At 57.0% G+C, this 23,577-nt stretch carries 27 protein-coding genes; 2 read left to right on the forward strand and 25 right to left on the reverse strand.

The annotated features are described in order from the left end of the window. Positions 1-300: 300 nt before the first annotated feature. From Q0Z71_RS02605 to Q0Z71_RS02625, 5 genes are all read right to left on the reverse strand, one after another. Positions 301-1,953, reverse strand: coding sequence for an iron ABC transporter permease (locus Q0Z71_RS02605; RefSeq protein WP_298017828.1), 1,653 nt, complete (start codon positions 1,951-1,953; stop codon positions 301-303). Then, a complete protein-coding gene (locus Q0Z71_RS02610) occupies positions 1,940-3,046 on the reverse strand; it encodes an ABC transporter ATP-binding protein (protein ID WP_298017831.1) in 1,107 nt (368 codons plus the stop codon). Before Q0Z71_RS02610 ends, Q0Z71_RS02605 begins: the two co-directional genes overlap by 14 nt. 26 nt (positions 3,047-3,072) lie before the next feature. Further along, entirely contained in the window at positions 3,073-4,125 is a 1,053-nt protein-coding gene (locus tag Q0Z71_RS02615; RefSeq protein ID WP_298017834.1) for an extracellular solute-binding protein, read from the reverse strand. 168 nt (positions 4,126-4,293) lie between these two features. Then, positions 4,294-4,920, reverse strand: coding sequence for an HAD family phosphatase (locus Q0Z71_RS02620; protein ID WP_298017837.1), 627 nt, complete (start codon positions 4,918-4,920; stop codon positions 4,294-4,296). A gap of 259 nt (positions 4,921-5,179) precedes the next feature. Further along, complete coding sequence (locus Q0Z71_RS02625) at positions 5,180-5,902, reverse strand: GntR family transcriptional regulator (protein WP_298017841.1); 723 nt, start codon at positions 5,900-5,902, stop codon at positions 5,180-5,182. A gap of 203 nt (positions 5,903-6,105) precedes the next feature. Here Q0Z71_RS02625 and Q0Z71_RS02630 point away from each other — a divergent pair, with 203 nt between their 5' ends. Then, on the forward strand, positions 6,106-6,402 hold the full coding sequence (locus Q0Z71_RS02630) for a hypothetical protein (RefSeq protein ID WP_298017843.1): 297 nt from the start codon (positions 6,106-6,108) through the stop codon (positions 6,400-6,402). Positions 6,403-6,888: 486 nt separating this feature from the next. Here Q0Z71_RS02630 and Q0Z71_RS02635 read toward each other — a convergent pair whose 3' ends face one another. Beyond that, on the reverse strand, positions 6,889-7,857 hold the full coding sequence (locus Q0Z71_RS02635; protein WP_298017845.1) for a DUF6076 domain-containing protein: 969 nt from the start codon (positions 7,855-7,857) through the stop codon (positions 6,889-6,891). 235 nt (positions 7,858-8,092) lie between these two features. Here Q0Z71_RS02635 and Q0Z71_RS02640 point away from each other — a divergent pair, with 235 nt between their 5' ends. Beyond that, positions 8,093-8,368, forward strand: coding sequence for a helix-turn-helix domain-containing protein (locus Q0Z71_RS02640; protein ID WP_363316669.1), 276 nt, complete (start codon positions 8,093-8,095; stop codon positions 8,366-8,368). A 150-nt stretch (positions 8,369-8,518) separates the two neighbouring features. Here Q0Z71_RS02640 and Q0Z71_RS02645 read toward each other — a convergent pair whose 3' ends face one another. The 19 genes from Q0Z71_RS02645 to Q0Z71_RS02735 all read right to left on the reverse strand — a co-directional run bounded on the left by Q0Z71_RS02645 (position 8,519) and on the right by Q0Z71_RS02735 (position 23,534). Next, a complete protein-coding gene (locus Q0Z71_RS02645) occupies positions 8,519-8,728 on the reverse strand; it encodes a hypothetical protein (protein WP_298017848.1) in 210 nt (69 codons plus the stop codon). 148 nt (positions 8,729-8,876) lie between these two features. Further along, positions 8,877-9,212 carry a helix-turn-helix domain-containing protein gene (locus Q0Z71_RS02650; protein ID WP_298017850.1) on the reverse strand — a complete coding sequence of 112 codons (336 nt, stop codon included), beginning with the start codon at positions 9,210-9,212 and terminating at the stop codon, positions 8,877-8,879. Positions 9,213-9,490: 278 nt separating this feature from the next. Continuing rightward, entirely contained in the window at positions 9,491-10,561 is a 1,071-nt protein-coding gene (locus tag Q0Z71_RS02655; RefSeq protein ID WP_298017853.1) for an anthrax toxin lethal factor-related metalloendopeptidase, read from the reverse strand. Between the two features lie 104 nt (positions 10,562-10,665). After that, positions 10,666-10,971, reverse strand: coding sequence for a helix-turn-helix domain-containing protein (locus tag Q0Z71_RS02660; RefSeq protein ID WP_298017856.1), 306 nt, complete (start codon positions 10,969-10,971; stop codon positions 10,666-10,668). After that, positions 10,968-12,830 carry a type IV secretory system conjugative DNA transfer family protein gene (locus Q0Z71_RS02665; RefSeq protein ID WP_298017859.1) on the reverse strand — a complete coding sequence of 621 codons (1,863 nt, stop codon included), beginning with the start codon at positions 12,828-12,830 and terminating at the stop codon, positions 10,968-10,970. Before Q0Z71_RS02665 ends, Q0Z71_RS02660 begins: the two co-directional genes overlap by 4 nt. After that, on the reverse strand, positions 12,827-13,729 hold the full coding sequence (locus Q0Z71_RS02670; RefSeq protein WP_298017862.1) for a DUF3991 domain-containing protein: 903 nt from the start codon (positions 13,727-13,729) through the stop codon (positions 12,827-12,829). The genes Q0Z71_RS02665 and Q0Z71_RS02670 overlap by 4 nt, the downstream gene beginning before the upstream one ends. A gap of 110 nt (positions 13,730-13,839) precedes the next feature. Next, on the reverse strand, positions 13,840-14,448 hold the full coding sequence (locus Q0Z71_RS02675) for a zeta toxin family protein (RefSeq protein WP_298017864.1): 609 nt from the start codon (positions 14,446-14,448) through the stop codon (positions 13,840-13,842). Beyond that, a complete protein-coding gene (locus Q0Z71_RS02680) occupies positions 14,432-14,638 on the reverse strand; it encodes a hypothetical protein (RefSeq protein WP_298017866.1) in 207 nt (68 codons plus the stop codon). The genes Q0Z71_RS02675 and Q0Z71_RS02680 overlap by 17 nt, the downstream gene beginning before the upstream one ends. Positions 14,639-14,847: 209 nt before the next feature. After that, positions 14,848-16,422 (reverse strand): MobP3 family relaxase, encoded by a 1,575-nt coding sequence (mobP3, locus tag Q0Z71_RS02685; RefSeq protein WP_298017869.1) that lies wholly within the window; start codon positions 16,420-16,422, stop codon positions 14,848-14,850. Then, complete coding sequence (locus tag Q0Z71_RS02690) at positions 16,404-16,850, reverse strand: hypothetical protein (protein ID WP_298017871.1); 447 nt, start codon at positions 16,848-16,850, stop codon at positions 16,404-16,406. The genes mobP3 and Q0Z71_RS02690 overlap by 19 nt, the downstream gene beginning before the upstream one ends. Positions 16,851-17,385: 535 nt before the next feature. Then, the gene (locus Q0Z71_RS02695; RefSeq protein WP_298017873.1) at positions 17,386-18,402 is read right to left on the reverse strand and encodes a hypothetical protein; all 1,017 of its coding nucleotides are present in this window, start codon (positions 18,400-18,402) and stop codon (positions 17,386-17,388) included. A gap of 1 nt (position 18,403) precedes the next feature. Beyond that, on the reverse strand, positions 18,404-18,685 hold the full coding sequence (locus Q0Z71_RS02700) for a DUF6103 family protein (protein ID WP_298017875.1): 282 nt from the start codon (positions 18,683-18,685) through the stop codon (positions 18,404-18,406). Positions 18,686-18,700: 15 nt separating this feature from the next. Then, entirely contained in the window at positions 18,701-19,207 is a 507-nt protein-coding gene (locus Q0Z71_RS02705; protein WP_298017878.1) for a hypothetical protein, read from the reverse strand. Position 19,208: 1 nt separating this feature from the next. Further along, entirely contained in the window at positions 19,209-19,400 is a 192-nt protein-coding gene (locus tag Q0Z71_RS02710; protein ID WP_298017881.1) for a hypothetical protein, read from the reverse strand. A gap of 31 nt (positions 19,401-19,431) precedes the next feature. Next, a complete protein-coding gene (locus tag Q0Z71_RS02715) occupies positions 19,432-20,496 on the reverse strand; it encodes a M23 family metallopeptidase (RefSeq protein ID WP_298017883.1) in 1,065 nt (354 codons plus the stop codon). Next, on the reverse strand, positions 20,496-22,325 hold the full coding sequence (locus Q0Z71_RS02720; protein WP_298017885.1) for a VirB4 family type IV secretion system protein: 1,830 nt from the start codon (positions 22,323-22,325) through the stop codon (positions 20,496-20,498). The genes Q0Z71_RS02715 and Q0Z71_RS02720 overlap by 1 nt, the downstream gene beginning before the upstream one ends. Beyond that, complete coding sequence (locus tag Q0Z71_RS02725) at positions 22,318-22,899, reverse strand: hypothetical protein (protein ID WP_298017888.1); 582 nt, start codon at positions 22,897-22,899, stop codon at positions 22,318-22,320. Before Q0Z71_RS02725 ends, Q0Z71_RS02720 begins: the two co-directional genes overlap by 8 nt. Next, complete coding sequence (locus Q0Z71_RS02730) at positions 22,896-23,159, reverse strand: hypothetical protein (protein ID WP_298017890.1); 264 nt, start codon at positions 23,157-23,159, stop codon at positions 22,896-22,898. The genes Q0Z71_RS02725 and Q0Z71_RS02730 overlap by 4 nt, the downstream gene beginning before the upstream one ends. 60 nt (positions 23,160-23,219) lie before the next feature. Next, on the reverse strand, positions 23,220-23,534 hold the full coding sequence (locus Q0Z71_RS02735; protein WP_298017893.1) for a hypothetical protein: 315 nt from the start codon (positions 23,532-23,534) through the stop codon (positions 23,220-23,222). Positions 23,535-23,577 lie beyond the last annotated feature (43 nt).

The following is a 23,577-nucleotide window of genomic DNA, read 5'->3' on the forward strand; positions in this document are numbered from 1 at the left end:
AAGACGTCTCTATTGCCGGCTGACTTCATTCAGCCAGAGTCTGCAAACTATTTTGCGCATAACTCTTGACGGCACCACTCGATACATCAAGTTTCATCTGGACTTGATTCCTCCTTTGGTTTTTGGGGTGGTTGGCAGACCTCCACCATTTTACCAAAGGAGGATATTTTTTCGTGCATAGTTAAAGCTTTTTGGAACCACCGGCACAGCCGGTGGTTTTCGCTTACAAAAACACGGGAAGGAGCGCAATTCGCACTCCTTCCCGTTTGCGTTTGTTTTGATTTGGCTTTCCCATCCGGGCTATAGGCTCATCTCTCGCTTGCCGGAGACCTTGAAGAAGAGCATCAGCACCAGGATGGTGACCGCCATCAGCATCACGGACATGGCGGCGGCGGTGCCGTAGTTGCCCCGGATGACCTCCGTATAGATGGAGATGGTCATTGTCTGGGTCTTGGTGACATAGAGCAGCACGGAGGCGGACAGCTCACTGATGATGGTCATCCAGCTGAGGATGGCCCCGGAGATCACACCACTGCGCATCATGGGCGCGGTGATCCTCACAAAGGTCTTCAGCTTGGAGGCTCCCAGGCTCATGGAGGCCTCCTCCACACTGGGGTGGATGTTCATCAAGATGGCCGAGGCGGAGCGGATGGTGTAGGGCATCCGGCGCAACACATAGGCCAAGATAATGATAGCCGCCGTACCCATGAGCTTGATGGGCTTCGAGGAGAACCCCAGCAGCAGGGCAATACCCATGACAGAGCCGGGAATGATGTAGGGCATCATAGTCAGCGAGTCCAGCACGGACACCGCCGCGTTGCGCCGCCGCACCGACAGGTAGGCGATGAGGGTGCCCAGCACCACGATAATTAGCACGGCGATCAGGCTGAAGACCAAGGTGTTCCGCACACTGGAGCCCAGCTTGTCCAGGGCTTCGGCAAAGCTGTTGAGGGAGTAGCCCTCCACAAAGCGGACGCCGTTGGTGTTCTGGAAGGCGGTATAGGTCACCGTGAGCTGAGGCAACAGCCCGATAAAGACGGGGACATAGACCACCACATGGGCCAGGACGGCCTTCCAGCCCCGCAGGGGCTGGGGCTCAATGGGGTTGACGGCGCTTATGCTGTAGGAGAACTTCCGGGCGGCCATTTTCTGGCCCAAGAACAGGATGGTGGTCAGCAGGACCATCAGCACGCTGAGGGCGGCGGCAAAGCCGCTGTTGCCCCCCACCTCGCTGATGAACTCATTGTAAATGAGGTAAGGCATGGTCCGGTAGCCCTCGCCGATGAGCTGGGGCGTACCGAAATCCGCCATGCTTCTCATAAAGACCAGCAGTCCGGCGGACAGCATGGTGGGCCCGATGAGGGGGACCACCACCTTGAGCACCCGGCGCAGGCCGGTGCACCCAAAGCACTCGGAGGCCTCCAGCATGGAGCGGTCCAGGTTCTTCAGCGCGCCGGAGACGTAGAGGAACACCAGGGAATACATCTGGGTGGTAAAGACCATCAGCATGCCGGGGAAGCCGTAGATCGCCGGCATCTGGATGCCGAACACATCTCGAATGAAGGTGGTGATGGCGCCGCTTCTGCCCAGCAGCAGAATCCAGCTGTACGCGCCGATGAAGGGCGGGGAGAGCATGGTGATGATGATGAGAATCTCCACGATCCCCTTCCCGTAAATCTTCACCGAGTGCATCAGGTAGGCCAGGGCGGTGCCCAGGATGACGGCCAGCACCGTGGCGCACAGAGAGACTTTCAGGCTGTTGAACAGTGCGTTGAGGTAGTAGGGCTTGCTGAAAAACTTAAGGAAATACTCGAAGGTGAACGCCCCGTCGTTGTCGATGACGCTCTGCCGGAAGATCTGGAAAACGGGATAGACCAGGAAGAAGAGAAACAGCGCCAGACAGATCAGCGTGGCTGCCGTCCAGATATCCTTGTGTAACTTATTGGTACGCATCGTTCTTTACTCCACATACCATGTTGCGCTCCCCGTCATCGGTGTAAACGTTGATGCGGTTCGGCTTCACGGTCAAATAGACGGTGGACCCTTTTTTGATCTCGTTCTCGATCTCGGCGGGGGCAATGGTCTCCACCTGCATGCCGTCGGCCAGCTCAATGAAATAGTGCATGGTCAGCCCCAGAAACACGCAGTCATGGACCACGCCCTTGATCCCGGGCGCGGAAGCGTGAATCTCAAACTCCTCCGGCCGCACCGCCGCGATGAACTTGCCGTTGAAGGGAGCATCGTCCACGATGTTCTGCATTTCCATGGTGTACTCGCCAAAGCGCAGGAGCTTCTTACCGCCCTCCTCGCTACCGGTCACCGGGAGGAAATTGCTCTTTCCGATGAATCCCGCCACGAACTGGTTGGCGGGGCGGAGGTAGATGTCCCGCGGCGTGCCCACGTGCTGGAGCACACCCTTGTACATCACGCCGATTCGGTCGCTGATAGCCAGGGCCTCCTCCTGATCGTGGGTCACGTAGATGGTGGTGATTCCCACCGTGTGCTGGATCTCGCGGATGGCGTCCCGCATCTCCACCCGGAGCTTGGCATCCAGGTTGGACAAGGGCTCGTCCATCAGCAGAACGTCGGGCTCGATCACGATAGCCCGCGCCAGCGCCACGCGCTGCTGCTGGCCGCCCGACATGTTCTGGGGCAGGCGGTCCCGCAGATTGTCGATGTGTACCTTCTTCAGGATCTCATCCACGCGGCGGGAGATCTCTTCCTTCGGCACCTTGCGGTTTTTCAATCCGAAGGCCACGTTGCCCTCCACAGTCATGTGGGGAAAGATCGCATAGTTCTGGAACACCATGCCGATGTTCCGTTTCTCCGGAGGAATGGCATTAATCACCCTGTCGCCGAAGCGGATCTCTCCGCCTTCGATGGAGTTAAATCCCGCCACCATTCGGAGCAGGGTGGTTTTACCGCACCCGGACGGCCCCAGCAGGGTGAAAAACTCCCCGCTCTTCACCTGGAGAGACAGGTTGGAAATCACCGTGTTCTCCCCGTACTTTTTCACCGTGTTTTGGAATGTAATCGGGTTACTCATGGCCAAACCTCCTGCGGTGCTGTCTGTTACTGCACATTGGCTACACAGTCAGTCCATCTTTCTTTCCACTCGTCCAGGTGCGCGGTGATGTACTCCTCATCCAGCTCGATGAGCTTGATCTCGCTGGTGGGCTTCATGCCCTCGCTCAGCTCCACGTCGTCGCGGACGGGGCGGGAGGCGGCCTCGGAGACCAAGCGCTGCTGAACCTCGGCGCTCAGGCAGAAGTCGATGAACTGCTTGGCGTTCTCAGTGTGCTTGGCATTCTTCACCAGCATCACACAGGCGGGACCGCTCTGGACGCCCTCTTCCATGTACACGATCTCCAGGTTGGTGGCACCGTCGTGGATGTAGGTGGCGGAGGGGGACTCGTAGGTCAGGCCGATGGCGTACTCGCCCTCAGCCACGCCCTTGTGGACGGCGCTGCTGGAGGAGAGGACGCAACCGTCGATGTTGTAGAGCAGGTCCTGGATGTACTGCCAGCCCTCTTCGCTCTCGGCCTGGCCCTCGGGGGCGAAGTCGGCCAGGATATTCTCCACGTGCTCCATGGCGGAGCTGGAGGAGGCGGCGTCGGCGGTGGCGATCTTGCCCTTCAGCTCAGGGTTGAGCAGGTCCATGTAGCCGTTGACCTCGATATCGCCGATCAGGTCGGTGTTCACCAGCAGGACGCTGCAGCCCACCACGTAGGGGTTGGCCACGCCGTTGCTCTTGTAGGCGTCGCTCACGTACTCGTTGTTTGGGGAGACATACTCCTCAAACAGGGCGGCGTTATTCAGGGCATTCATGACGCCGGAGCCCATCATGATGTCGGCGTTGGGATCGTCGGCCTCGGTCTCCAGGCGCTTGGTCAGCTCGCCCAGGCCGCCGGTGATCAGCTCCACCTCGATGCCGGTCTCCTCCTCAAAGTAGGGGATGACCTGGTCCAGACGGGTCTCGGACTCGGAGGTGTAGACCACCAGCTTCTTCTCCTCCGCGCCGTCGCCGCCCGAGCTGCCGGTCTCCGCCGGGTCGCCGTTGCCGGAGCAGCTCGTCAGCAGCAGGGTTGCCATAAGGCCTGCCAGGATCTTGGCTTTCTTTTCCATTGTTGTTTCCTCCTTTTGTTTTATTGTGTAACGTCATATATCGTTATATGTTATTATAGACTCAGTTTCTTTCCGCTGTCAATAGAAATTTTGAAAAATTGACAAATTCTCCGCTGTTTTTCCCCCGCTTCTCTTCGCTTCCCACAAATTCTCCCGCTCCCCGGGGGCTCAGAGCAGGGTCAGAACGTCGCTGAGCTGGTCGATGACCCGGTCCGCCTGGGACTGGTCCAGGGGCGCTCCCCCCTGGGGCCGCAGGGCCAGCACCGTGAGGCCCGCCCGCCTGGCAGACAGGATGCCCGCGGGGGAATCCTCCACCGCCATCGCCTCGCCGGCGGACAGGCCCAGCGCCTCCAGCGCCCGCAGGTAGATCTCCGGGTCCGGCTTGTAGGCCCTGCACGCCCGGCCGCTGATCCGGAAATCCACCAGGTCCTCCACCTCCATGGTCTCCAGCAGCTGGTCGATGATCTCCTCGTCGGAGGAGGAGGCCACGCCGAGCTTCAGCCCCCGGGCTTTCAGGGTCCGGAACAGCGGCACCATCTGGGGGTTGGCCAGCTCCCGGAAGGGGGTGGGGTGGAACCGGCGGTAGGCCCGGTAGCCCATGAGCAGCTCCTGCCGCAGCTCCCCGTCCTCCGGCACGATGGTCTCCCACATGGCCGTCTCGTTCAGGCCGGTGAAATCGGTGCTCCCCGGCCAGTGAAAGCCGATGACAGCCAGGTACTCCTCCCGCCGGCGGTTATAGAAGCCCTCCGTGTCCGCCAGCACTCCGTCCAGGTCGAATATGACCCCTCGATACATTTCGCTCCCCGCCTTTCCTCCCGGCTGTGCGCCGGACCTCGACCAAGTCATTTTAATCATTATATTCATATTATAACGTTATATTGAATCATACCCCTTTTGCCTCCCCTGTCAAGGGGGGTTCCGCAAAAGGGACAGGATTCCGTCCGATTGTACAATTTCAGCCCGCTGTTTTTATGGAAAGCCACCACCCGCCGGAGATAAAAAACCGCCGGGCCGCCCCACAGGGCGGCCCGGCGCCGTTCCGCTGTTTTGCCGGTCAGAACTCGAACATATACCGGCTGCCAATGTAATACTGCCGCCCGATGCACAGCGGCGCTCCGTCCTGATCCACGAAATAGCCGTTCACGTAGAACAGGGGCTCCCCCACCGCAATGCCCATCCGCTGGGCCTGCTCCACGCTGGCGCGGGTGACCTCCACGGTGCTCCGGGCGGCGTCGGCGACCCGGCGGCCGGAGACCCGGGCGATGGTCTCGAAGATGGACACATCCTCCAGCGGCGCGGTCATCAGCTCCCGGTACGGCTGGTAGGGCAGGAACACGTTCTCCAGAAAGACCGGCAGCCCGTCCGCCGTGCGCAGGCGCTGGATGTAGAGCAGTAGCTCGTTCTCCGGGATCTGCAAAAACTCGTGCTCGTCGGTCCGGGCGGGCACGATCTTGCGGTCCAGCACCTTGGCCCCTGCTGTCATCCCGTTGGCGGCACAGCATCGGGTGAAACTCTCCAGCCGGGCGGATGCGGTAAGCTTCCGATGGATGCGGGGGGCATTGACGAAGGTGCCGCGCCCCTGCATCTTGGTCAGGTACCCCTCGCTGCACAGCTCCTCCACCGCTCTGCGCACCGTGACCCGGCTGACGGAGTACTCCTCGCTCAGGGCTGGCTCTGGAGGGATCTGCTGCTTGGGCTGGTACTTTCCGCTTTGAATGGCCGCTTTGATATCCTCTTTGATTTGTTGATAAAGCGGTACTCCCACCATCTCCGCCATAAAGCATCATCCATTTCTCTGTATTGTTCTATCCATTTCTGCGACCTTTGGATATCATACGTCGATTGTAGCTTACAGATATAGAGGTGTCAAGTCATTTCGCAGTTTGGTGAGGAAGGCCTATCCGCCCCGCACGATGGCGGAATGGTCCCCGCCTTTTCCCCTCACCCCTCACCGGGGAGCTGTACCACCCAGCCCCAGCGATGAGCGCGCACAAAAACCCCGCGGAGCGCAGAGAGCTGGGGCACCTCTGCTTCCATGGTCTCCGGCACGATTACACCGTGGCCGTGGTCCGTTCTGGGGATGGCATCAAAACGGCCCAGGGCAGCCTCGGACATGCCACCGCCACCCTCCAGAAGGGGGTGGACATGAAAACCGTGCCCTCCATGCTGGGCCACTGCAACGCCGGGTCCTCCCCGCGAGCCTGCACTCACGCCACACGGCAGAAACAGGATGAGGTCGCGGCCACTATTGGGAACTTCATGGAGCAGGTCCTATAAAATCAGAAAAAAGCGCCGGACAGAAAGCACAAACTTCCTGTCCAGTGGTCTTTTGCCCAAACGCTGCCCCCACGCAGCGGGTCTCATTTGGAAACAGAGGCTCAGTGAAAGGAGCGAGCTTTGTCCGCCAAGGTGAAGCGAGTGATCTGGAATTTGTATAGACGCGGACCACAATGCGGGTCAGAAATTTAGGGTTGCACCGCAAGCAATCTGGCCGACTTTGAAGCAGATGACAAACGGGACAAAGGCAAGAAGGTCGAAAACGGCCAACAGATCACGCTTTGTTGCCAGCAGGCAGGCGTGGTGATTCTGAACGAAATGGATATCCCATCCAAGAAAATGTGTGGACTACTGAAGCCCCTTCTGCAAAGGAACACCACGCAAAGTTCATCTGTCCTCAGATAGCAGAATAAAAAATACGGAATCTGCGCCGCATAGAATCAATAGAGTCAGCCCTGTGTATTGGTCGGCGCTGACTCTATTTTTTCATGACAACTTCAGCCACACCTGGAACTCCTCCAGGGGCAGCTCGCCCCGCTCACATGCATCCTTCTTCTCCCGGGCTTTGGCGCTCCACTCGTAGAACACCGCCGGGTCGATCCGCTTCGCCTTGATCCAGGCAAAGCGCTTTTTATACTCCCTGCGGTAGGCCTTGAAGACCTCGTCCCCGCTCTTGTTTTTGTTCCATAGGGCGATAGCGCCGATCTCCTTGCAGGTGCGGCCCTTGCTGTCCCGGGTCACCTCGCAGTATTCCGCGTTTGGCCGACCGGTGAGGGCAAACCAGTGTCCGCAGTTCTTGCACATCCGCATTTTGATCTCCCGTTTCATGCATTCCCGCACATTGAAGTCGATGAGGTCGTAGATGCTCCTGGGGTGCAAAACTTCCGCAAAGCCATGGCCCTCTACCCGCTCAAAGTCCACAAGCTGGGGGTGGAAGTGGAACACCTTCAGCGGTTCCCGCTCCTCCCGGGCGTAGTAGTCAGCCAGCTTCTGCTCCAGAGAGCCCTTGCGTCCGTCTATGTCCAGCGCCTTCTGGATCAAACTGAGCACCTGATTCTGTATGGCGTGGATGTTGCTGGGGATGTGGGTGATCTCCTTATGGGGCAGCAGGTCAAGGATGTCCTGGTAATTTCGGCTCCGGGCTTCCCGGAGCCGCGCCCGCCAGTCCAGGCGGAGCAGCTGGAAATAGATGTGGCTCTCCGCCAGCTCGTCCAACAGCGGAAGAAGCTGCTGGGCACATTTCTCCTCCCTGGTACGGTACAGCTCCATAAGCAGTTTGTCAAACCGCTTAATCTGTCCGTCATAGCCCCAGATGTCCAGGTATAATAACCGTAGCAGACTTTCCGGAAAGGGGAAGTCTTGTTTTGTTAGTTGTGTTCGGCTATCTCCCGTCTCACCATAGAGGAAATATTCCCTGCCGTCAGCAAGATACGTTTTGAATACATAGTCCGGCATGGTGCGTCACCCCAATAGACCAATCGTTAGATACAATCTTTTATCAGACTTGACAGTGGGTACAAAACCTGTTATGCTGAGCATAGTCTAATTAAGATAATTTCATTTTAATTAGTCTATATCGCAAAGAGGAAAAAGTCAATCACGAGTTTGCCGTATGGCCGGCGGCAAGGAGAAGTATCCACAACAGCTGCGGCGGAGTGAATGCTCTGCCGGGAAAGGGATCGGGTGAATATTGCGTTTCCAGGGCTGGAACAAGCAGACGAAACTCACACACTTTTTCTCACTCCCCAATGAAATTTTTCTGCTGGGGCTGGCGCATGGAGAGCTGGCGGTCTACTGCTATCTGAAGTATCTGGAGGACCGCAGGACCCATCAGTGCTGGCCCAGCTACCGAAACATCGGGAAAGCGGTGGGCATGAGTGAGAACACCGTGCGCAAGTATGTGGCAAAGCTGGAGGAGCGGGGGCTCATCACGACAGCATACCTCTTCAGAAGAAATTTCATCTGAGTTGTCCGGCAGTGCAGGTTCGGTGGCATCAACTGCTCCGCATCCTGACAGGAGGAGCAGGAGGGCTAACAACCAAATTGTCATTCTCTTTTTCATAGGCACATTCCCTCACTTTCATGTGTCTATTGTAAATAAGGTGTCGTCCAATAATCAGGACAGCACCTTATCTTCATATTCGTCCTGAAGGCGTAGGGCCACCATTCCGTGCCCGGTGATCTTCTGGCTGAGCTTTATCAGTTCTGGAGAACTCAATGCAACGCCGCTCTCAATCATCCCTTTGCCACGCTTTCTGTACCGCAGTATGTACCACCAATGATATTCAATGCGGAAAGCAAGCCAGAAACCATACAATCGCTTCATAAGCCATCCTCCTGTAATACTACCATTTTAAAAGTATTTCTATAAGAAATACTTTAGCACAGGAGTTTTGTCAAACCGTGTCGAATGCAGTCACGAAACGGCAAAAAAACTCCACGCACAACGGCGTGGAGCAACTGCCAATATAGAATTAAGATTGCTTTGCATTCTCTTCGCTGATCATCACATCGAGAATGCGCATGATTTTCCTTTGCTCTTCCATAGGTAATGCCGCCAGTTTCTCTGAGATCTCAGAACTGGCTGTTGAGGTGGATACATCCAGAACATCGCGCAGCAGTGTATTTGCATCTACCTTCAAGGCGTTTGCGATGGAGATGAATGTTTCAAACTTCGGCAATTTGAAGCCGCACTCCAGATTGCTCAAGTACTTCGGCGTCAAATCAACCATTTGCGCCAGATCGGCTTGCGTCATTCCTCTGGACTTTCTGATCAGTTTGATTCGGTTCCCAATCTTCTTTGCGTCCAAGCACACACCTCCTATTAGACAGATTTCTTCCTAATGGTAGTATATACAACGGTGCTTTCCCTATAAATCCACCAGTCAAAAGACATCCATCAAATAGAAAGACTTGCAAGCAAAAAAAGCCCACCGGTTTCCTGTAAAGGGCCGGTGGGCTACTTGGTCAGATGAGACCGACTCTTTTGAAATTTTTTATGCGTATGAACTTATGCTATGACATTTTTCCTCCAAAAGATTTATTGGACAGTTCAAAAGGCCGGTGAGAAAACACCCTGCCTATTTTTTCAACAACTCCAATCGTCGGCTAATATCTTCTCCATGTAGGCGTAGGTCTGCGGTGCGGCGTTACGGAAGATTTCCATGCGCTTTTCGTTGCCGCTGTATGTGATCCAGTAGACGAAGCAATCGGCAAAGTATTCCCGGCTGTTGGTCTTGGCGTAGTCCCGGAGACCGGAGTCCTGTGCCTCGGCAAGATACAGCCGCTCATGCTCCGCGGGGAAACCCAGTGCTCCGTCCAGGAAATGTCCAAACTCATGGATCGTAGCCTTGGCGTCGGAGACATAGATGATTTTCTTCCCGTAGCTGGTAGCGCCGATGCAGGACATATCAAGGCGGTCGCTGAGATCTGCCATGAAGTCAAAGTCGATGCGGTAAGTCCAGCCGGCTTCATTGAACGCCGCAAGGATCGGTTCCGGTACGCGGCGCAGCTCCAGCAGGAAGTCGTTTGTATGCACCCCCGTCGGATTCTCCAGCTTCACCGGTGCGGGAGGTGCCTCCACCGCAAAGCTCTGCGTCAGGATGGCGTGGAGCAGCTGTGCCGCCTCACCGCGAGTGACGATCTCACTTGCCGTGGCGTCAACGGGGCAGAGCTGAAGCTCACAGCCCACGCGCAGGTAATTGTCGTAGGCAGATAAATTCCTTCCTCCCTCATAGAGCACGCTGTCATAGACCGGTACCCCGGCTGCGGCCAGGGCGCTTTCGTAAAGCGCACCACGGCACATTCTCGTATCTGTCGTGGAGAGTGCGGTTACATTCAGCCAGCCCTTTTGACAAGCTTGCTCTGTGGCGCTCCGTCCCAACTCAGCCCATGTTTCGCCGCTTGTTTCCAGCCCGTAGGCGCGGCAGAGCATGACTGCCCATTGCCGCACTGTGACAGGCTGCGCCGGAGAAAAGGTGGTGGCTTCGGTGCCTTTCGTGATCCCATGCTCCGCCAGATACATGACGCTCTCATAGCAGACGGCATCCTTCGGTACGTCGGCAAAGCCCTCGCAGGCGGCGGATGCGGTATTCGGCAACACCAGCGCCAGGGCAAGAGCCACGAGTGTCAGCGCTGTACTTCTAACGATAGTTCTCATATAGATATCCTCCATATTCTTGTTTTTCCTCTGTCGGATATCCTCCGATAGAGTAGGTTCTTCCGGGGGCGACATCATGTCACCACCCTATAGCCAGCAAAAAGTCACAGTTCTCCCTTGGCGGAAGGCTGTGACTTTTCCTGTTCGTCTTTCATTTTCAGGCGATAAAGGTTGCTGGTGAGGCTGCCGTTTTTTCGGTGTCGCTGGCGCTTCTCCACCAGTCCCGCACGTTCCAGGTCTCCCAGCGCCCGCTGGACAGTGCGGGGCGAGAGTTCCAGCTCACGGGCAATGGTCTTGATCCCCGGCCAGCAGAAACCAGAGGCGTCGGACCGGTCCCGCAGGTAGATGTAGACAGTTTTCGCCCGGTGGCCCAGTTCCTCCTCGGCGTAGATAAAATTAAACCGGCTCATGTGTTTCCTCCCATATTGTAGGGGCTTCCACCGCCGGGATAGCGACTTCGGATGTTGGTGATCAGCTCCTCCTTGTTGGCGTAAGCCACCTTCCGCGCGGCCTGCTCCGGCATCCGGTAGCCCTCCGGATCGAAGGTAATGCCCCAGTCGATGAACAGCCGCAGCTTCGTCCGCATGGGATGTGTGCCGGTCTTCATCACCACAAATTCTCCCTTGGGAATGGACTTGAGCTCGTCCGGCGTCATGAGCGGCCGCTCCATCATTTGCAGGGACTGGTTATTGCTGTCCTTGCCCTGGCTGACGGAACCGGAGAGAACGGTCCTGCTTCCCAACGCCGAAGAAAGCGCCTCCGCCGTCTTGCTTTGGGGAGAGAAACCACCGAAGATGGTATCCTGGCAGTTATCACAGATGATCTCCGCGCCTTCTTTTCCGTAGTTCTTTTCCAGCTGCGCCAGCGATTGGATGATCGGCACCAGCGTCAGTCCACGGGAGCGCCCCGCGCTGAACAGAGGCAGGATATCAAAGGGCGGCATGGTCCCCAGTTCGTCGCAGTAGAAGATGACACGGTTTTTGAGCCTGCCGCCGTTTTCGTCGGCAACAGAAAACAACTCACGGGAGAGGTTCTGGATCATGAGCCCAGCAATAAAGTTCTTCGCCGGATCTTCTTCTGGCAGGATGAGAAAGATGGCGCATTTTTCGGATGCGAACATCTCGGCGTTGATGGGGCTGTCGTAGCAGATGACCTGCTCCAGCTCCGTGTCGAGGAAGGCATTCAGACGGGACAGCACCGTGGACATGACAGACGCCATGGACTGGTCCGAGCTGTTGAGGGCAGCTCCCGCCAGCCAGCGTGCCTTGTGTTCGGATGGCAAGAGATCCATCAACGGTTGGAACCCGTTTTTGCTGCGGCTGTTTTTAGGGGGAGCCAGCAGATCCTGCACCAGTTTAAATGCGGATACGATGTGCCGTTTCTCCGGTTCGTCCTCTTTAGGAGGCATGAACTCCGCCAGCAGGAGCACGATGGCTGTCAGCAAGCCCTCGGCGCTGTCATAGAAGAATGCGTTCTCGCCGTACTGGGAAGCGTCCCCTTCGGGATTGATGATGGTCTTGGCCAGGATCTTGGCGTACTTCTCTGCCTTTGCTTTTGAGGCAAGGTCGTTGGGGGTCTTTCGTGCCTTGTCCATGTAGTGATTCACCAGAGTCAGGAAACTGAAACCGTCTGACCGGGTGGGGTTACGCAGGTCGATGACGGAAACTCTGTACTTGTAGTAATGGGAGGCGATCTTGCCGTAGTTGCGGGCGAGATCGCCCTTGGTGTCCAGCGCCAGGAAACTCATACCGCAGGCGCAGGCATACTCCAAATTGGGGTATAAAAAGTAAGCGGTCTTGCCGACACCTGACGCGCCGATCATGAGGCAGTGGATATCGTCGCTGTCCACCAACGCCCGAATATCCTGCTGTTCCTCTATAAAGTCCTTCACCCTGGATTTCTTTTTCTCCTGTTTCGGTTCCCTCCTTGGGGCAGCAGGACGGCGCAGCTTTTCCAGCACTTTGCCCGGAAGCCGCGCCGTTTGGCCTGGCCGTTTCTTTTTTGTGCCGCCCATGCTGCCGAGGATGACACCCTGTTCCTTGGGTAGATCTATCCCCTTCCTCCAGCGGCGGGGACGGAAGGGAACGACGTGGTAGGTACTGCGGATCTCCTTCGGCGTCGCCCAGCGTGCCGTTCCGTGCTGGCCGTCGCCCACAGTCTTGCTCTTGATGTTGTTGAGGGAGTAGCGCTGGGAGAAGAAGGACACTGCCAGCAGGAACACCAGCAGCCCGCCGCAGATCAAAAGAAAGGGCCATGTATTCTCGTTCATGTGGCATCCTCCTTGTGCTTTTCAAATTTGGCGCAGAGATCGTCGTTCCAGTCCTTACGCCGCGGCGTGAGCCGCTCCACGTCCAGCCCCATACCCCCCAGTGCGTCCCTCATGCGGTCACAGGCTTCGTTGCCCGCGTCGTCGTTGTCGAGGCAGAGGTACACCGTGTCCAGCTTTGGATTCTGCCGCAGCCGCTCCAGCACCGGCTGGATGGACGTGCCGCAGCAGGCCACATAACTGTGCTCTAACCAACCGTAGGGATAGAGGGTGATGTGGGAGAGCAGGTCGATGGGCGCCTCGAATACATAGAGGGATTTGTCCGTGCCGTTTTTATGGAAGCTGTGGATGCTCTCGCTGCCCTCGATGTTGATGCGGAAGGTCTTGCCCTGGCTGTTGGTGCTGCGGATGTGAACGTGCTTTGCTTCGCCGCAGCCATCCAGGCCAACGAAAACGCAGTTGTGGTGGACGTCCTCATACAGCAGCTTCTCACGCACAAAGCCGGTAATGACGTCCCGGTCAATGTGCCGCTGGCGCATGAGGTAGGCATAGACGCGGCGCATATTGTCGTAAGGGTCCGGCAGAGCGAAAGGCTTCGGCTCTGTCGGGGCAGACTGTGCCTGCTCATACCGTTTGCCGTCTTTTCTGCCCAGCAAAAGCAAAACCGCCTCCTGGTAAGAGAGGCGGTAATAGCGCTGGACGAAGCTGACGGCATAGCCGCCTACCCGCTCAGAGTGGTCATACCACTTGTTTCCCCGCACGGTGACGCTGGGATCATTGGGAGTGCGGTACTCCCTGCCAGAGCGAATAGGGCGCTCGCCTTTGGCCCGGAGCAATGACACGAGATCCGTGTTTTGAGCACGGGCCTTTTCCTCCGGTGTGAAATAAATATAATTGCTCATCTTATTTTCCTCACAAACAAAAAGAGGTTCGTCCCCAATTGGGTACGAACCTCAAAAAGCACCAGCCTCCCCATAGAGAGAAGCTGGTGCAAGCAGTTGTTATAAATGATTTAAGTTTTCAAATTCAGTGCGCCACGCACAACAGATTTGATTCCTGTCAGTGCAACGATATCATCCTTCAACCACAAGCCAGGTTCCGAACAATACCAGCACTGATCCTTTCGCTTTTTGAAGATGCGGTAGGGCGTATGCATTGAATTATCGTAGATATGGCAAACATCACAGACTGGGACCAATTCTTTAACCAGATCCAAAGCCCGGTCGTAACGAGAGATGATTTTATCTATCGGCACGTCATGGCCACCGGCAGATACTCTCGATGCGACACGAGCTACATTTATCTGAGGATCTGCTGTTAGGACATAGTAGCAACGAATAAAAAAGCCGTCTTGAGAAGCCCGCTTAAGCAGGTTCAGATTTCGATCCGTAGAAAGGACTGTTTCAAAGCAAAAATCCCGATGTTCTTTGAGGCATGCTTCCCGACGCTCTTCAGCTATCTTCGCAGCCTTCATGTTGTCACAGCCCAGTGCCTGTTGAATCTCGTCAGCATTGATATAGGGCATATTCACTGGTCGGAGAAGATTTGTGATTGTACTTTTCCCAGAACCGTTAGGCCCTGCAAACACTACGACTTCGGGCTTTTTATTTCCTTCTCTCACTGTACCGTCCCCTTCTGGTTTCGCCGACCTCTACTTTCGTGCCATCGCTGTGTTCCATAAACACTTTTCCTGTTTTCGGATCATACTTGGCAATTGGCTGTTCCAGAATCTTTTTTTTCCTCAGTTCCGCCGCAACCGCACGTCTTGCATTTTGCACTACAATTCTATCATCGGGGATACTATTTGGCATACTAGGTCACCTCCACAAAACATTGGCACACAGTACCGGCCCATTTATCTTATAAGATTAGTATACTCATTTCCCCACACATTGTCCAGAAAAAACAGTCTGCCAGCAAGAGCAGGACTATCTTTCAGTTTGGCTGCGGTTTTCATCTGGACAAATAGATTGTCAACGCCGGATGAACTTTTTTCGTTTTCTGCGTCAACCTGATTTTACTACAGACTGCTAAGACTCTGCTCCTCATGATCGTCCGCCTTATGACCCATGGCCAGCCGCTTACGCTGAAGCTCTTGCCGGCGCTTGCGGTCGATCTGCAGCCCACGATGGATGCGGTCCGTCCTGCTGTTGTCCTCAAAGATCCTGCTCATGTGGTGCAGCATCCGAACGACCGCCTCGCTGACCGTTGGGGGATCGTAGGTCGATCCCGTGGTTCTGCTCTGAACATCAAACTGCGGTGGTGCATATAACGGTCGCTCTCCTTCGGATGGCGGCAGGTCCGTACTGCCCGGCCGGGAAGCGTCTGCGGATACGCCGGCATTTTCAGGCGCAGGTGGGGCTCCTGAATTTTCAGGCTTCGGAAACGCCGTGGGCGTACTTTCTGTGGGTGCGGATCGTTCCGGTGTATCCGGCGCGGCAGGGTTCCCAGCCAGGGCCTCGGCATACCGCTGCCGCTCCGACATCCATTGGAGCGTTTCCTGAATGACCATGTTACGGACGGTCTTGAACTCCTTCTGCTGGGAGAGCGGCAGGCGTTTCGGGAGCTGCTCGTTGTAGTCCAGGCAGATCTGCTCATACAGCTTCTGCCACACCTCATAGGCGGCGGACACCTGTTGATCCTTTGCCAACTCCTCTACGATGGCGTCCACGATTGCTTTCGACCGCGGTGGCAGGTATCCGTAGACCTTCCTGCCGCGGGTCTCCTGCAGCCGGTCCGCCAGCTCTGTGATGAGCTGCTCCAGCTTTGGGTCGCGGATCGTGCCGCACTTCAACTGAACGATGCATTCCGCCATGGCTCTGCGCGCTTCCCGCTGGAGCGTATCTCTCGACTGATCCTTCTGCTGATAGACGTGCATACGGTCCGCCTGATAGATCCTCCGGGTGAAGGCGGACTTGACCTGCTGGATGCCATCCTTGGTGAGATAGCCCTCCTTGGGATCTGTGGAGAAGATGATCATGTGGATGTGCATCTGCTGGGGCTTTTGATGAAAGGCAGCGTACCAGCGCAGGTGATCCGGCTGGATCTTATACGCCGCAGCGATCTCGCAGATGGAGGCATTGATCAGAGCGCGCCAGTTTTTTGCGTTGTCATAGCCCAGCCGCTCCGCGTCCTGACGGCGCAGCGCTACCACCGGCGTCCACACGTTACCGGTGTGTTCCGCCACCTCCCGCACCACCTGCGAGAGATTTTGCACCTTTCCGTTCGCATCCCACAGGCCATGCTCGCCGTCCTTCTGAACGCCGGGGCGGTGGGAGATGTAGTCAATAAAATTTTCTTTCTGATCCAGGGCCTCCACGTAGTCCTCCCAGGTCTGCTGGATGAAGGCCGAGGCGTTGCCCTGTGTGGGGTTCGCAAGGTAGTCCTCATACTCGATGAGCTCCTTGCTCGTTGGGAACGACTTCACCAGCCGGTTGATGAATGAGCACTGTTTTTTTGTCGCGGGCAGTGTGCTGTGCTCATCGGCCAGCAGCTCTACGCCGGGGCGTGTGGCAAAGTAACGGGTGCGCTGCGCCAGCTTCGCCGCATTCTGTCCACCCTTGAGGTAGGGGGAAATCAGAACGATCCTTGCCATTGGTCATCCGGCTCGATTCGCCGCTGACGCCGCACGGCGTCCTCGAAGTCCACCTGCCCGTTGGTGCGTTTCACCTCATCCACGGCGAAAGCACGCAGCTCCCGCGTGTAGATCTCGTCTGTGCGGAAGTGCGCGGCGATGGTGTGACTCATCATGTTCAGCTCTACGCACCACTTGAAAATGAGGGAGCGGAGACGGTTGGCGTTATCGTCCATCGTCCCCTGGATGGCTGTCAGCAGCGCACGGGAGAGATACGCCGTGTTGTCCTCGCTGCCGAGATAGCCCATATAGAACCGCAGTGCCTTGTTGATGAACTCGCTGCGGTTTTTGCAGTTGTCCGCTTCCAGCCAGCCATCCATGCGGGGGATGAGTCTGGAATCCAGCCATACCACGGTGCGTTCGCTCCGTTTTTCATGATTTTCTTTCAAAGTGAGGCTCTCCTCTCTGAAACGGCGCAACCCCTTGTCACGCCTGCGTTTTTGCGGTCAAGGTGTACCTGAAACCGGAAAACCGGCTGAAAAGGTGTACCTTGTCCAAGCCGTGAAAAAGCCCCGCACTGCGGGGCTTTGTGGCTGAGAGGTGGTCGCGTGCGACCACCTCTCTTTATCTTGTGCTAAAATCGAACGGGCAAACACCCGCCGATTCCCCTCCGGAACAGGGCGCTCGCACTTTCGCACAAGCGCCTCACGTTCGCCGGAAACGGAGCCAGGGGGTACTTTCCCGCCGCCGCCCCCTAAAATCGCACACAGCGGCTCACGGGGGCAAACAGCGGGGGCCAGGGGAGGACTCTGTTTCTGCCGCTCCGCCAGTACCCGCAGTGTCAGATAGAAAGCCGGCGAACTGCGGCTGCCCGCCGGGGCGGGTGGACGCAGTTTGACGGCGCCGCGGTCCCGCAGGACCGCGCAGCCTGGACGCTGTGCCTTGGGAGTCAGCGGAGGTTTCCGGCTTGCTGATTCGCGCGGCTCACATTTTCATCTTCGGCTCGAAGCTCTGTTCCTGCTCCTGTTCCTCACGGAGCTGCCTGCTGTAATCACACAGGCTCATGCCGGTCTGCTTTTGACAGTACTCCTCCATCTTGCGCAGCAGGACGTCCTTCTCCGCGGCGTTGAGCAGGTAGCTGAAATACTCCTCGGACCCGTCGCCCTTGCAGAGCATCACATCCAGCGTGTCGCACACCCGATCCTCCTGTGTGTCATAGTTGGCGTAGATGTTGAGCCAGTCGTCGTTCTCGTCTGTCAGGACATGAGTTCCGAAGACAGCGTCCACGTCAAACTCAGCCTGCACATAAAAATTGAGTTTCTCATCATGCTCAATGATCTCATCCCCGAAGGTGAACTCCCTTGCGGAGAGGTGACCTGCCGAGGTCAGTTCTTTACCCTCCAGATGATCCAGCAGACGCTGCCAACGCTTCTCCGTGTCCATGTATTCTTTTCGACTGGCATGGTAGGCCGCCACGGACACATCGTGCATCGCCCATGTCTTCCAGCCGTCCATGATATGAACAGCTGAAAACTCCCGCTTATCGAAGTCGATATCAAAGACACCTGCCACCTTGCCGGTATTCTCCATGCGCTGCACGGTCATCTGCTGGAACTCCTCCGGCGAGATCGGCTCCCTATTTCTGAACAGGCCGATGAATTTACCGGCAGCATGATCGAAGTCCTTGAGGTAGTGCCGTAGCTTCTGTGCCGCAGCCAGCAGCTCCTCACCGGGAGAAACCTTGAAGTATCGTGCCTCGCCATTTTCCATCACCCGATAGGCGGAGTACGTGCGGGCTGCTTCCACCGCCTCCCGCGCGATGCGGGCCTCCTCCTGGATCTCATTGCTGATACGGGTATACTCCTGGTCCGGGAGCCGGTTGCACAGCTCATCCAGCACATTGTCCAGATGCTCCTGCAGCGTTTCACCCTTGAGCTGTTTCTCAATGGCCACTCGCCAGCGCCGGTCGATCCAGAGGACGATCTCTTCCTGCTGTGCCATCTCAGTCACCAACCTTTCCCGTTACTTCGGCAGGCGGCGCAATGGCGGAGGAAGCCCCTGCCGCCTGCGGTCTGGGCGGCTTGACAGGACGCCTGGGCTTGGCGGCAGGCGCGGCCTTGCTGTCCAGGTACTCCCGCACCGGTGCGGCCACCTCCTGCTCGTAGAGATCCTTCAGCGCTTCCTGCATCCGCCGCTGTACAGAGCTGCCCTTTTTCTTCAGCGAGAACTCCAGCGCGTCGAGTTTCTCATCCTCGAATGTCAGCGTGATATCTTTTTTCTGCATGATCTGTTTCCTCCTTCACAGTTTCATTTTCATTTCCGGCGCCGAAGACTCCTCATTTTTGAAGGCCTCGTATTCCGGGCGGTAGACGATCTCGCCGCAGAGGAACCGCGGAACGTCGATGACTTCCACGTCCTTGAACGCCAGGTCACCTCGGAAGCCGATCTTCAGTGCCGAAAACTCTTTCGCAGCCCGCACCAGTGCCTTGGGGCTGCCGGGTGGCACCTCCTGATTCCAGCGGTACCAATTTCCCTCACGGCGGCAGGGTGTCAGCTTGAGGATGACATAGTCCTCCGGGATGAATTTCGGGTAGCGGCAGAGCTGCCCGCCAACGGCGTAGTAGGGTTTTCCCTCGCAGAGTACGGTCTGTTCCATGTACGCTCTCATCTTGGTGAGGTTTTCGCAGAACCAACATTCCGTGTCGTTGAAGCGGCGAATCTTGCCGTCACTCAAAATGCTGTCCAAATTCTTCTCTTTCGTCAGGTGATAGACCTCTGACGGGATCTGTGCTTTCACATAGGCCATGTCAGGCACCCTCCTCATAGTAGTCCCGGAGCAGAAAGCCCAGCGCCTCCATCTCCTCATGACGCATGCCGAGATTCTGATGCAGGATGTCATAGAGGTCGCCGTCCGAAAATCGGCTGCTGAGAAATCCGGCGATCCGGTCCCACAGCTCCCGCTCTCGCTCCGGTGTGAGTTGTTTCATTCCAATATTCATGATCGTTCTTCTCCTGTTTGTTCATGACAATCTAACTGGTTGGCAGGTAGTATCGCGGGTCGGTCCGTTCACCGTTGACGCGCACCTCAAAGTGCAGGTGCGGACCGGTGGAGCGTCCGGTGTTGCCGGAGAGGGCAATGATGTCGCCCGCCTCCACGGTCTGCCCCACCCGCGCCAGCAGTTTGGAACAGTGCCCATAGAGCGTGGAGAGCCCGTTTCCATGGTCAATCATCACATAGTAACCATAACCGCCGGCGTTGTACTTGGAGACCGTCACCGTCCCCGACAGCGCCGCTCGGACTGGCGTTCCCGTGGGGACAGCCAGATCCATGCCGGAGTGTCCCTTCGGCTTGTGGGTGATCGGGTCGATGCGGTTGCCGAATTCAGAGGTGACGCGGCTTTCCCAGCCCGCCCCGATGGGGGAGCAGAAGCCGTCCGCGCCAATGAAGGGAACGTCCGCGCCGGGTATCCAGCCATCCGTTCCGGCGGCGACGCCGTAGCGGACGAGGTTGTAGACGCTGTCGGCATTGCCTGTCTGCTCCTCTGTGATCTCCAGTCGCAGGGCGCTTTCGATGTTCCGATAGACCTCCGCCATATCCGTGATGGGAATTGCCACGGTGTAGCTCTCCTCCGTATCCGTACCATCCTCGCCAGTCACGGTGCGGGTACGCTCCTCATAGGTGACAAAGCAATCCACGAACTGCCGGTGTGCACGGCGGCTGGGCGCATTCTCGCCGAAGTACAGGGCATAAAAAACAGCCTTGACGCGGATCTCGTCAAGGCTCTCTCCATCCTCCGTCATCTCATTGACGGTGCTGATCAGTTCATCCAGCAATTGAAAGCTGTCGCGCATTTCTTCGATGTAGGCCACATATTCCGCAGGAGTACTGGCGGGGATCTCCCCACCGCGGAAGCAGAGCAGCACGGCGGAGTTGTTGTGATCCACGCTGCCGGAGAGCAGAGAGCAGAAAAAAGCGAGGGTCAGGATCAATGGTGAGAGGATCGCCGCGACGATCCAGCCAAGCCTTTTCCGGGTCTCCTCATCTGAGAGTGCGGCAGCGGCGGCCTTGGCCAGTGCCGCGGCAGGGACAGCCATCACCTGCCACCTGCCGTTCCGAAGAGTTCCTTCTTGTAGTCCGGCGCCTGGACCTGCAATAAGTAGCGTTCGTTGCCGCATTTATAAAGGCACGATCCACGCATAGGGTCCCGGATGAGAGCATACTCGGACTCCTCCAACTGGAGGTTATCCATGAAGAATTTCTTATCCACATTACCGCCGTTGAACAGAAACTGGTGGACGGGAATAGAAAACAGCGGGCGGGTCAGTTCCCGGATACCCGGCTGGTCAAAGTCCTCCAGATTCTGGCTGGCGAGGATGAGGGCGGAATTCTTCTTCCGCACACGCTTGAGGCAGTTGCGGATGTAGGTGACCACCGTCGTGTTGGAGAGCCAGAGGTACAGCTCGTCGATGGCAGCCACGGAATTGCCTGCGGTCAGGAGCTGGTCGGACATATAGGACAGCAGGCTGAACAGCAGCGTGTCCCGCAGGTTCGCCGCCACGTTGTCCAATCCCTTGACACAGAAGACGAGGAATTTGGACGCGTCGATGTTGGTATGCCCGTTGAAAAAGCGGGAGTCCGCGCCCTTGCACATGGAGTGCAGTCCCAGCAGCAGATCCCGCAGCATCTCCTTCGGGTAGAGGTTGTTCGCTGCGTCATAGGTCTCGTAGGCGTCGTGAATGACTTCGTACAGGTCGGAGAGGATGGGGTAATCCTCCGGACGCATCCGCGTAAAATCGGTGCTGTCGGAAATTCCCCATTTCTGATAGAGTTTTTCTATCATCAGCTCCAGTGTGTCGATGTGGGGTGTGTCAAAGCCCTTGTAGACGCGGAAAACATCCCGCAGGAAGGAGATGTGCTGTGCCAACAGCGTTCCGTGAAACGCTGCCGGCGCGTCCGCATCGTCCGGCTCGCTGCCATCGTCCCAGCAGCGGGGTTCCAGAAGGTTGATGCGGTACTGCCCACTGAGGTAGTCGAGGAAGCAGCCGCCCAGCCCTCTGCACTCATCTTCCATCTCATGCTCGGAGTCCAGAGAGATGACGCTCTTGCCCGCCTCCCGCACATTGCACAGCAGGAGCTTCAGAAGGAAGCTCTTACCCTGGCCGGTGTTGCCGAGGATCAGGGCGCTGGCGTTGGTCTTGTCCGGCGCGCGGCGGTCCAGGTCTACGATGATGTTGGAGCCGAAGCGGTCACGTCCGATAAAGAAGCCGTTGGGATCTGTTTTGCCGGAATAATTCATGGGATACAGATTTGCAACGCTCCTGGCGGGAAGCACCCGCTCGGCAAAGTTCGAGAGCTGCTGTCCACCCGCGGGATTGGCGGAGAGGAAGCCATCCCTCTGGCGCAAGGTCAGCGGGTCGGCGCCCATACGGGAGCGGATGAGCTGGGCGGAGATGGTATCCCGCGCCGTTCGCAATTTGTCTGTATCGGCGGCGGTAATGTCCATGTAGACCGCGCAGTGGATGAGCGGCTCTTTTTCCTGGCGCTGTTTGGTCATCATCTCCGTCATATCCCGAAGATTTGCCTCCGCGGTGACGCTCTGCTTGACGTCGTTGGTATTGCTTCGCTCCATGCGGCTTTTGTTGGCGGCGGCGTGGAGGATGGCGTCCTCCTCGGCAGGCGTGACCTGCCGCGCCGTCAGGCGCAGATTGACGCCGCCCATATCCCCAACGCAGCGCAGCAACGCCAGCTCGTCGGTGACAGGCGGGTAGCTTTTCAGGGACAGTGCCGCATGATACCGCCCGCCCAGAATGAAATGGTCCGTGTTGAATTTCGCCGCGGCAGGCGCGATCATGTCCAGAAAGTCCTTTGGACGCACGGCCTGCTCCGGTGCTTTCTTTTTCTTCTTTGCTTTTTTCTTAGCCATGCACATACTCCTCTCCGTCGTGGTCCGGGAAGAATTCCGTGGTCAGGTCCTGCTGGTAGTAAATCGCCAGCAGACGCTTGACATCCTGCTCATTGGCAAGGCGCACCTGGATGCCGTGGTCGCAGATGGACTTTTCCAGCTGCCGCAGAGCCCCTTCACTCGCATCCGCTTTCTCATTCAAAGGGATCGCCAGCACAAATTCACGGGAGGAGGCGGAGGAGAACTGGATGGCGTCCAGATGTGCCAGGTCCTTTTCCAGCAGTTCCCGTACTTCCGGTACCGTTTCTTCCTCAATGCGCCGTTGGTAATACTCCTTGTTGCGCTGGAAGGACTCACGGGAGTCAAGGGCAAGGATCTCCAGCGCGGGCTGAGTACTGAGCAGCACCGTCAGGGATCGGATGCGGCTGCGGATCACCTCCGGCGAGAGGACAGAGAGGTTGTCCGGGCGGATCAGGTAAAAAACACGCTCACCGGCTTCCGTCTGGATGCCGTGGGGCGTGATCTTCACAATGCCCATGAGCTGCCGGGTGGACTGTCGCTGGCGCAACTCTTTTTTCTTCTTGCGGTTCATCATGGGTCCAGCCTCCACTCGTAATACTGCTGGCAGAGAAAGAGGAAGCAAGCGGCCCTTCGCAGGAAATCCAGGATGCTGGAACCCTCCACCTGAATGGTGAGAAAGGCGTACAGCACGTTGATCACCAGCAACCCCATGCCCAGCCCCTGGGCCAGCGCCAGTACAGAGAGCAGCGCACCGATGCCGATGACGGCAATGTCCCGCAGCAGCCAGAGCCACAGCATGGGCTTTGCCTTTAAGTTGTCAGGATAGATAAACATTGGTGTTCCTCCAAAACGAGACCGCCGTCGGGTCAATCCCGACAGCGGCTCATGATGTATTTACTCGTTCGCGCCTGCTTCGGCGTCCTCTGCCAGAGCCCGCTGGATGCAGTCCAGAAAGAAGGCATTCTGCTTGATGCCGTGCTTGCTCAGGTATTCCTTGAAGCGCTCGAACAATTCCTCCGGGACCTGAAACGCCACCGTTCTTGTGTTTTCCTTACTCATTTTGGGTTTGTCCTCCATTTCATAAAATGTAGTGATGAGCCATGTCATGTATTGGCTCAGGGTTTTGCCGGACTCATTCTGACGCTGCCGCACCTTGCTGTGCAGTTCCTCCGGGATCTCAGCGCACAGATTGCGTGTTTTTTCTGCCATGGCAGTTCCTCCGTTTCCTTGATGGTAAAGCAAACATACGCTA

Origin of the sequence: uncultured Dysosmobacter sp., assembly GCF_947631635.1 — a bacterium.
Lineage (GTDB): Bacteria > Bacillota > Clostridia > Oscillospirales > Oscillospiraceae > Oscillibacter.